Source organism: Verrucomicrobiota bacterium (genome assembly GCA_027622555.1).
Classification (GTDB): Bacteria; Verrucomicrobiota; Verrucomicrobiia; order Opitutales; family UBA2995; genus UBA2995.
This window is the reverse complement of record JAQBYJ010000154.1, coordinates 1-10,517: the sequence shown is the minus strand read 5'-3', so window position 1 is coordinate 10,517 and position 10,517 is coordinate 1. Positions and strand designations below refer to the sequence as shown.

5 protein-coding genes are annotated in these 10,517 nt (G+C 48.4%); 3 read left to right on the top strand and 2 right to left on the bottom strand.

Annotation, left to right across the window (positions count from 1 at the left end; translation table 11 throughout):
* The first annotated feature begins 86 nt into the window (after nucleotides 1–86).
* On the top strand, nucleotides 87–6,245 hold the full coding sequence (locus O3C43_22955) for a hypothetical protein (GenBank protein ID MDA1069348.1): 6,159 nt from the start codon (nucleotides 87–89) through the stop codon (nucleotides 6,243–6,245).
* 27 nt (nucleotides 6,246–6,272) lie between these two features.
* Here O3C43_22955 and O3C43_22950 read toward each other — a convergent pair whose 3' ends face one another.
* Together O3C43_22950 and O3C43_22945 are read right to left on the bottom strand one after the other, a co-directional pair.
* A complete protein-coding gene (locus tag O3C43_22950; GenBank protein MDA1069347.1) occupies nucleotides 6,273–6,713 on the bottom strand; it encodes a DoxX family protein in 441 nt (146 codons plus the stop codon).
* On the bottom strand, nucleotides 6,706–7,584 hold the full coding sequence (locus tag O3C43_22945) for an SDR family oxidoreductase (GenBank protein MDA1069346.1): 879 nt from the start codon (nucleotides 7,582–7,584) through the stop codon (nucleotides 6,706–6,708). The genes O3C43_22950 and O3C43_22945 overlap by 8 nt, the downstream gene beginning before the upstream one ends.
* 336 nt (nucleotides 7,585–7,920) lie before the next feature.
* Between O3C43_22945 and O3C43_22940 the strand changes: the two genes are divergently transcribed.
* Nucleotides 7,921–9,204 carry an O-acetylhomoserine aminocarboxypropyltransferase/cysteine synthase gene (locus tag O3C43_22940; protein MDA1069345.1) on the top strand — a complete coding sequence of 428 codons (1,284 nt, stop codon included), beginning with the start codon at nucleotides 7,921–7,923 and terminating at the stop codon, nucleotides 9,202–9,204.
* Nucleotides 9,205–9,390: 186 nt separating this feature from the next.
* Nucleotides 9,391–10,380: a hypothetical protein gene (locus O3C43_22935; GenBank protein MDA1069344.1), complete on the top strand. Its 990-nt coding sequence runs from the start codon at nucleotides 9,391–9,393 to the stop codon at nucleotides 10,378–10,380.
* Nucleotides 10,381–10,517 lie beyond the last annotated feature (137 nt).

Below are 10,517 nucleotides of genomic sequence, written 5' to 3'. Positions count from 1 at the left end.
AATCCCAGCATGATCTAGGTATCCCATTCCAAATGCTCGTCAATCACCGTGCCAAATAAAAATACCGTGCAGGTGGCATACCCGGTTTGGAGTATGCCGGACCGCTTGCCACGGATGGCACGAACCTGTTCGTCAATACGAGCACTGGCGTGGTCCGGACAACAGATGGCACTAGCTTTCTTCAGACGGCCGATATCGAGAACAGCACCTGGCAGTTTGTGAAGGTGGTGAATGGAGAAGTCTGGGTGGGCGACGGGATTTCCAGTCAGCACTACACCTATCTCTGGCGTTCCTCGGATCTGGGGGCGACCTGGAACGCTGCCAGCAATGGTATGCCGGGCGATGTGAACTTGATAACCGTGGATGATGTGACTTATGATGAGGACACGGGAACCTATTGGACAGCCTCGCAATTTGGAGGGGCCTACCGTTCAGCTGATGGAACGAACTGGACACAACACCGGGTGGGGTTGCCGCAAGTGCCTTTTGTTGGATATTCTGTTGGAAAGTACATCGTCGCAGAAGGGGGCGACGCAATGCTGTCCATGAATGGAGATGGTAACATTGTCGGAGCGGGTATTTTCAGGACTCAGAATAACGGGGCTTCCTGGTCAAAACTTCCCGAGGTGGTCGCAGGTACTCCGGGGAATTTTATTCAGATCGGTGACAGAATCCTCTATACTTCTTCCGGCATTAACCTGATCACGGGAGGACTTTTCATAACCGAAGATTTTGGCGATACCTGGACTTATCAGGACCAATGGTTGAAGACAGCTTTCTCCATGGCAACAGATGGCACGACAGTGTTTGCCGGTAAAGGTGCTGGTGTCTGGTATTCTGCCAACCAGGGAGACAGCTGGGATCGAATCGACACAACCGGACTGCCTCAAGGGTGGAATGTTGTGGCGATTGAAAAAGTGGGAAATAACCTGTTTCTGTTAAGTGAAGAAAACAACGTGGGTAAGCTTTACCGCTTGGATGTGAGTGGGGTGCAGTTTCGAGCTTCCACACAAATCACCTTGCAACCCGTTGGGGACGATATTTTGGAAGGCAATGCGATTACTCTGGAATCGGATGCCATTGGAGAAGGAACAATCACGTATCAGTGGTTTAGGGACGGCGCGCTGTTACCTGGAAAAACTTCCAAAGATCTGGTGATTGATCCTGCCGAGTTGACCGACGCGGGTGCTTACACTGTGAAAGCTACTGGAGGATTTGGAATCGCAGAGTCCAACCCGGCTACGGTTGTTATTAAAAACCGTAACATAGGAGCCCCCGATCCGCAGTTCAGTATTTCTGCAGGCATTTTCGGCGATGTCGAAGCGTCAGTAATTGATCCCGATGGCAACGTCTGGTTTACAGGACAATTTTCGGTTGCCAATAACTCGATCATCAAAGTCGATCCTGTTGAAGGTACTATCCTTGCCTCCATGGGTTCCAGCGCTCAGGGCAAGTCTGCCGCACTTGATTCTGAAGGCAAAATCTGGATTGGAACCAACAACGCCTGGTTGCATCGTATTAGTCCAACAGCAGCAACGATCGATTTTACTGTCGATATCAACGTGAACGCTGGATCGGGCCGAGTGAATGAGATCATTCCTTATGGAGATGAAGGTAAGGTGCTCATTGCAGGACTGTTTAATAAAGTGGGTGGTGTGGATACAGGCCCGATGGTCTTGCTTAATCACGATGGCACTATTGATACGAGCTTTGATTTTAGTCTCTCAATGCTGTCTACCACTGAAATCCGTGGCATGGACGTCGATGGGGATGGAAACATTTATGTAATCTCGGGTTCGAGCGTTCGACCGGTCTACAAACTCAATCCGGACGGTTCCAACCAGACTGATTGGTGGCCCGGTGAAAAGATGGAACCCCAGAACCAAGCTAATATCAAAGGCGACCTTCGTGATATCAAGGTGATGCTCGATGGAACAATACTTCTGGGTTTCAGGAATCACATTTCGACAAATACCGTAGTTATCCCAACTCCCCAAAACATCATGCACATTGCTGCAGACAGTAGTTGGATAAATGATTTCAATGTGGGCGGCACAGGAGCCGCCGGTGAAGTACACGGCATTCATATTGCCCCTGATGGCAAGATCATCATTCGTGGAAACTTTAACGGTTATGTGGGTGCTACTTACAACAGCGGAAACAAAAATATCACCCGTTTGAACGCTGACGGCTCACCCGACCCCTACTGGAATCCTGGTCAGGAAGGTTGGCGTGGAACTGTCATGACTGCGTCTATCGACGCCGACGGTAATGTTTTCGGAGGCACTGATCACACCTGGTATAACGGCACAAACCTGAGCCGTATATTAAAACTTGCAGGTGATGTTTCTCCAGTTGCGATCGTAGCTCAACCTCAACCGTTGACGATTCTGGATCTCGGTGAAACAGCTACCTTCAAGGTCTATGCATTTGGAACCACAGCCCTGGCTTATCAGTGGCGCAAGGACGGTGTTAATATTCCGGGTGCTAATGCTGACATACTTGAACTGACTAATATTGATGATGCCGATGACGGTTACTACGATGTGAAAGTCAGTAACAGTTCAGGGACATTGTTTTCTGAGGAAGCACGTCTCATGACAATCAGTGTGCCCAAATATGTAATACAACCCATGGCGATCAGTGGGGAATCCGGCGATGAGCTGATGCTCTCAGTCGAAGCCATAGGCCTGGGGGATCTTACCTACCAGTGGTATTTCGAAGGCGAGGCCATAGCGGGTGCTACCGATGCTTCTTATACGATTCCTTTTGCAGCTGTATCAAACAGTGGAAGCTACTATGTAGAAGTAACAGGGACTTCGGGAACCTCTACGAGTGAATCTGCTTTGGTCGTTGTTGAATCCTTCGCCGGAGCACTCGACCTCGGATTCAAAAAAGGAACAGGGTTCAACGGTCAGGTATATGACATGAAGGAGTTGGAAGATGGGAGTGTGATAGCTGGCGGTTATTTTACGCAGTACAATGGAGTTACCGTTCCCAATATTGCCAAACTGGATTCGAATGGAGTATTGGACGAGACCTGGACCTCCATTGTTGCATCCAATACCTGGGTACGGACGATGGATTTTCAAGCTGATGGCAAGTTGCTACTCGGTGGACCTTTTAATAAGGCCAATGGCTGGTCCTGGGCGATTTCACGTTTAAAGACAGACGGAACATTTGACACTGATTTCAATAGCGCCGGAACCGGTTTCAATAACAACTCAGCAGTACTGCAACTGGCGGTTCAGGAAGACGGCAAGATCCTGATTCTTGTAGACAGAACCTACAATACGAATCCCATTTATAACGACGTGCCTGTGGATAATCTTTTCCGTATCAATGAAGACGGATCGATCGACGATACTTTCGCGATGGTCGAAACCAGTAATACTCCGCTGGGCTTTAAATTGTTACGTAGTGGCAAGATAATTCTTTATGGAAGCTTCACGACGGTGAATGGTGAATCCATTTCACGTATCTTAAGATTGAATGCAAATGGTGCTATCGATGATACTTTCGCTTTAGGTGCGAGTCCCAACAGTCAGGTTGTTTCTGTAGATGAGACCGGTGACAGAAAACTCGTTTTGAGTGGAAATTTTCAAACCTTGGGAGGGTATAGCAGACAATTTTTGGCACTGTTAAATGCAGACGGTTCAGTGAATGAGGAGTTTGATACTTCGCCTACCTCGGGCAATTATCCTTCGGGCGCCACCTACGATGCAAAGGCACTGTTGAATGGCGATATACTCGTTATTGGAAACTTTCTTGTTTGGGGGAGCCAACCCCAGGCCCCGCCTTACCGAATCGCCACGGTAAATCGTCAGGGCGAAAAGACAGGATTTGTGAATGATTCTCATCCTGGATTTTCTTCAAACCCGGCATCAGGAAAACTGTTTCCAGGTGCAGGTTACTGCTATTTCCCTGGGATGAATTTGTTTTACCACAACCAAAGCATGAATGGACTTGGCAGAATTCATCTCGATGCCATGGATCTCGTTTTCCTTGAACAACCGGAAGACCAGTATGTTGAGGCAGGGCAGACAGCAACCTTCACTGCCGACGTGTTGGGAACAACCACTGTGGGGTATCAGTGGTACAAAGACAGTGTGGCGGTTCCAGGAGGAAATTCCGAGACTTTGGAAATCACTAACGTGCAGGAAAACGATGTGGGAATCTACACGCTGGAAGTTGTAAACGCATCTGGATCGACGGTAAGTGTGCCTGTGATTCTCTACATTCTGGCGGAACCTGAAGTGGTCAATGATCCACTGGGCAAAGTCGCCAATTCCGGTAGCACCGTTAATTTGGTTGCTGAAGGGATCGGGGCCGCTCCTTTGACACTGCAGTGGTATCACGATGACGTGGCAATAAACGGTGCGACCGACGAGACTCTTGTGCTGAGTGGTGTCCTTGTTGAAGACGCTGGTATGTATCACGCGGTTTACACGAACAACCTGGGGAGTATTTCCACGCGGAAAGTTGCACTGTCGGTGCAGTATGGAGCTGCTGGAGTAGACCCCGGTTTCACGCCAAGTTATTTTGGATCGCCCGGTATCTCGTTTGTAGGTAAAACACCGGACAACGGTTACAGGATTGCAGGTGGCTTTACACAAAGTGGCGGACTGTTTACCTACTACACCGGTATCGATAATAGTGGGACAGTAATCCAGGGATTATTTCTTCAGAATAACACAGGTGTCTTTTTTGGAAATGCAGGATTTCAATGGGGCCAGTTTAACTCGGAGGGAATTTTTGTGGGAATGAACGGAGCCAACATCTTCCGTGTTTTATCGAATGGAAAAACGGATGATAATTTCGATGCATCCGGTGTTATCTTTCCGAATTTTACATCGCCTTTTGTAAGGCATATGGACGATGGAACCATCTTCCTCACCGATAACAATTACCTGGTAAAGCTAAACAGTGATGGATCCGTCGATGAAACCTTTAACGATGGAGGGACAGGACCCGTTGGTCAGGTTTCCGGTATCGCTGTGGGTGCCAACGAAAAGATTTTTATTTACGGGACCTTTACTTCCTACAATGGGACCGATGTCAATGGCATGGCGTTGCTTAATGCCGACGGAACATTGGATAGTTCTTTCTCAACCATTAGCGGAGTGAGCGGTAGTGAGTATACACTGCCCGTCTCCATGGCTCATATTGCCTCGGACGGGAAGATCTATATCGGCGGAAATTTCACAACCTTTGACGGAAGTCCTGTTCAGTTGCTTTTCCGTATCGAATCCAATGGGATGCTCGATACTGGATTTACTCCACTGGCCTTTGGCAATTCATTCTCTCAAGTGAAAGGCATGCTTGAATTGGCAGATGGAACACTGCTGGTTCGCGGACAGTTCTCTCAATATGGTGGAGTGAACCAGGGTTATGTGGTTGCACTCGACACAACGGGAGCACGAATAGACGGTATGGTAGGTTTGGGTTATAACGGACCCATAAGCGACTGGGTACTTGAGTCAAACGGCAGTATTACCATGGTGGGAAGTTTCTTCTCTCCGAAGAATCGTATGATGCGGATCAATCCAGTGCCGCCGACTTTCGAGATCGTGGCTCAGCCTGAGGCCTTTACGATCGATAATGGTCAATATGGACGGCTAGAGGTAGCGGTAGTTGGTCAGGGTCCATTGACTTTCCAATGGAAAAAAGACGGTGTCGCGATCGATGGTGAAACCCGTTTCTTTATTGAATTTGACCCTGCGGAGCTCGCCGATCGTGGCAGCTACTCTGTGGATGTGACTAGTGGCGGAACGGTCCTTACTTCTGACACTGTTGCTCCGGCCATCGAAGGTACCGAGCCGACTGCTTATGATTTGTGGGCGATTGCGCAGGGTATCCCTGAAGGAAAACGAAAAACCACCGATGACCCCGATGGGGACGGTATTCCCAATGCGGTTGAATACGCCTTTGGCACGAATCCGCTTGTGGCGGATCAAGTGGGTGCTCCAGAACCGGAGTTTCTTACAGGAACAGAGCTGGGATTGGGCAACAATGATATTTACCTCACTCTTACGGTTCGAGTGAAGCGAGACGTGCCGGGTGTAACCGTTACGCCGCGGGCGTCTGTGAGTCTTCTATCCCTGAATGCTGGTGCTTCTAATGTCGTAGTGATGTCTGGTCCAGTGGCCGACGGAGATTACGATATTTTTCAATACCGATCTGCTTTCTCGGTGAATGCCGGCAGTCCTCAAGGATTTATGGATGTACTGGTACTCACCTTTTAAGCCCGAACTTTTCGGGCATTTATCGCCTCATTTGTTAAGGCCTGTTTTCAGGAATTTGTGTAAGCTCCATTTTCCGGGAGTATGATGCCATAAAGAAATACATACGCCGAATAGACATAGATTTTTTGCCAGATTGCTACGTTGCAGGATTTCCCACATCCACATGTTTGATTCGCTTACAAACTCAGGTTTGGCTAATATAGCCGGTACATGAACTGCCAGGGTTACGACTACGACAAAGCTGCCCAGTAGGACAGACGCGAAGCGTAATTGCCAACCCAGCACGATACATATGCCACCAACCGAAAGCACAATTCCTACCAGAATGGAAACTACCCCAGGTGAAGGCATCCAGGTTGGCATGAGGTGCTGAATGAGGCCATCACTTAAAATATGTTCTGTTCCCAGCGCTAAAAATATAAGGCTAAAAAATACACGGAATAAAAGATCGCTCAGGTCCTTACTCATGGCTGCCTCCTTTTCCCCACGTTTTTATTCCAGGCAACGATCGATAGAGCAGCCAATGGTAAAATCTGCGTGGCAGGATTCGACGTACGTGAGAGAAAAATCGTGCATCTGGTGTTCCGGCCACACGTAAAGGCGGGTTCTTCATACAACTTGTTTTATAGATCATTCTGGCTGCGCTTTCAGAAGTACAGGGAGTCATCTCCATTATTTTTTCAATGAAGTCTGACATGTTGTGGTAATGGTGATAGTATATGCCGTTTTCATTCGCCGGATCGGTTCCTTCGCCGTACTTCACTTTTCGAAAGGCGTTGGAATTGATAAATCCCGGTCGGACTAAAGTCACATTAATACCAAAAGGTTTAACTTCGTACCACAACGATTCTGTCGCACCTTCCAATGCAAATTTCGAAGCTGAGTAGGCGGACATCGTTGGCATCGCCATCATCCCGCCAACGGAGGAGACATTGATGATGTGTCCTTTTTTCTTTTTTCGCATGCCCGGCAATACCTTTCGAATGAGGTGCATAGGTCCGAAATAATTGGTTGCCATCTGAATGGCCTCATCGGGTTCGGACATTTCTTCAACGACCGTTCGATAGGAGATTCCTGCATTGTTAATGAGGACATCTACTGCACCATATTGTGATTCAATCTCCTGGATCACTTGTGTCCCTTGTTCCAGATCAGTGACGTCTAGGATGTATGGAATTACCTCGCTGTAACGTCCCGTCAGCTCGGATTTAAGTTGTTCAAACCTTGCTTCTCTAACGGTGGCGAATACCCGGAACTCATCCCGGCAATATTCATTGATCAGTCGCTTGCCAATGCCAGTGCCGCTTCCGGTTATGAGAACGTTTCTTTTGCTACTCATGGGATGAGATTTATTGCTTATCATAATCTACCAATCAATTTGGGCAATCCTGAACGACATGCTCCTACGAAATGGTCCGTTCGATTCTGGTAGTAACCCGGACTATTGTCTCAGCCGAAACTCGATGCGACTGGTATGTTTGTGGACTACCCTTCATCTGCAAGTAGTCGAAATGGAATCACTCGGGTACAAACTAATTTTCAGCACTGGATGTTTTCCATAATGGCCGACTAAAAAGCTGGTTCCAATAATCCAAAATAAATTTTTTCGATTGTTCCCTCGACAAGATTTGTGGCGGTACTCAAATTCGGCGGTCCACTCAGTTTAGAAATTATCATGAAGCTCGAAACACAATGCCTCCACGCTGGCCAAGTGCCAGATCCTACCACTAACGCCCGTGCCGTACCGGTTTATCGCACGACTGCTTACGTGTTCAATAACACGGAGCACGCTGCGAATCTTTTCGCCCTTAAGGAGCTTGGGAACATCTACTCCAGAATTATGAATCCGACTCAGGACGTGCTGGAGCAGCGGGTGGCTCAGTTGGATGGTGGAGCGGCTGCTTTGGCTGTGGCGTCCGGGACGAGTGCCATTTTCTATTCCATTATCAATCTGGCTCAATCAGGTGATAACATTGTTTCGGCTAATAATTTATACGGAGGATCCTACACTCAGTTTAACGATATTCTGCCGAGCTTTGGAATAAATGTTAAATTTGTGGATCCGAGTGATCCTCAAAATTTCGCAGCCGCAATTGATGAGAATACCAAAGCTGTGTTTTGCGAAACGGTTGGGAATCCTGCTGGTCAGATAGCCGATCTTGAGGCCATCTCTACGATCGCTCATGATAACGGAATCCCTCTAATCGTTGACGCTACTTTCTCAACTCCAGCCCTGACTCGTCCGATCGACCATGGGGCGGATATCGTGGTTCACTCCTTGACGAAGTGGTTTGGTGGTCACGGTGCGGGGATAGGTGGGATTGTTGTAGATTCCGGCCGATTCAATTGGGCAAATGGAAAATTCCCATTGTACGACAATCCGGATTCATCCTACCATGGACTTCGCTGGGGACATGACCTCCCCGAGCCCCTGGCTCCTGTTGCTTACATTTTGCGCATGCGTACGGTGCCTTTGAGAAATCTGGGAGCTTGTATTTCACCTGACAACGCGTGGATATTTCTTCAGGGAATTGAAACACTGCCACTCCGGATGGAGCGTCATTGCGACAATGCTCTGGCCGTGGCCAAACACCTTGAGGGACTCGACCAAATCGAGTGGGTGCGTTACCCGGGCCTCGAGAGCGATCCCGAGCATGGGAAGATCGACAAATACCTTTCCGGCAAAGGCGGCGCGATGGTTATCTTCGGTATCAAAGGTGGTGCCGCAGCCGGCTCGAAGTTTATCGATTCCCTCGAGCTTTTCAGCCACCTCGCAAATGTGGGTGATGCCAAGAGCCTGGCTATTCACCCGGCAACTACTACGCATAGCCAGTTGAGTGCTGAGCAACAGGCCGCAGGTGGAATTACTCCTGAGCTTGTTCGGCTGTCGGTGGGCATTGAGCATATTGACGATATCCTGGCTGATATCGATCAAGCTTTAGCCAAAGCCGTTAGTTAAGGCGTTTGATGTTCGATTTTCAAAAGGGCTTCCGCAAGGAAGCCTTTTTGTTATACGTATTCAATAATACCCGCGCGGGGACTATCAGTTTTTTGATCAGCCGGGTGTGTCGGGAGATCCATCCTCCCTGTGCTTTCAATTTCTTTGACAGGAGGGGGTATCAGATTCTATTAATTGCGCTGCCTTATGAAGATTAAATTATTAACATTCTTTGTAGTTCTTATTTCCATCACTCTGGTATCCACCCCGGGGTCTGCATTTTTAAACAAGGTTGTTAAGCCAAGCACCAAAACCAAGGTTTCGGACGACACGGCTGAAAACAAGTTACCAGAATACACCGGCGTCAAACATGCGCTTGGGGTTATTAGCTTCGACAACGATGGTGGCTATTTCGAGGAAATGACCTTGGGTGACAACCTGGGTCTCATGCTCGAGTCCAGTTTGTATGACACGGGCCGTTTTGTAATTGTTGAGCGCGCCGAGCTAGGTGCTGTCATGGCTGAACAAGATTTGCAGAATAGCAATCGTACGGCCCAAGCTTCTCAAGTAGCCGGGACAGGGAAAATTCGTAGTGCAAGGTATTTGGCCACTGGTGCAATAACTGAAGCAAGTTACAACACCTCTGGTGACAATGGCGGTATCCGGATCAAGGGATTCAACCTGGGAGCAAAATCAGATAAAGCTACGATCGTAGCAGTTATTAAGTTGATCGACTCGACCAGCGGTGAGGTGGTTGCCAGCAAACGTCTACGGGGAGAGGCCGGAAAATCGGGGCTAACGCTGGGTTATTCGGACCGCGGGTTTGGTACTCAACTGGGTGGATTTGCCAAGACACCCCTTGGAGAAGCTGCCCAGGATGTTATTGATCAAGCCACTCAATTTATCGCCTTGGAGATGGAAGATTACAGTCTCGAAGGGAATGTAGTCACCGTAAGTAATACGGGGCAGGTGATTATTAACCGTGGTTCCGATTACGGAGTAGCTCCCGACCAGGTATTTCTGGTTCGGGAAGAAGGGCAATTGCTCATTGATCCGGAATCCGGGGCTATCCTCGATCGGGAAGAGGGAAAGGTCACGGCCACCATCAAAGTTGCAAAGGTAAGCGAAAAAGTCGCTTATTGCGATTTAGTTGATGGAGATCCACCGGAGCGTGGTGCGATCGTAGTTTTCCAATAATCTTGCTTTTCGTTGGAACTCTTTCCGGGGTCTCACTCTCCCAGAGTGCTCTAAGGGTGCAGGACAAATTCTTTCCGTATCGCTGAAACCCTTTATTTTGGGCTTGAAAGTGTCTAGCTACTCGTCATTTTCATGTC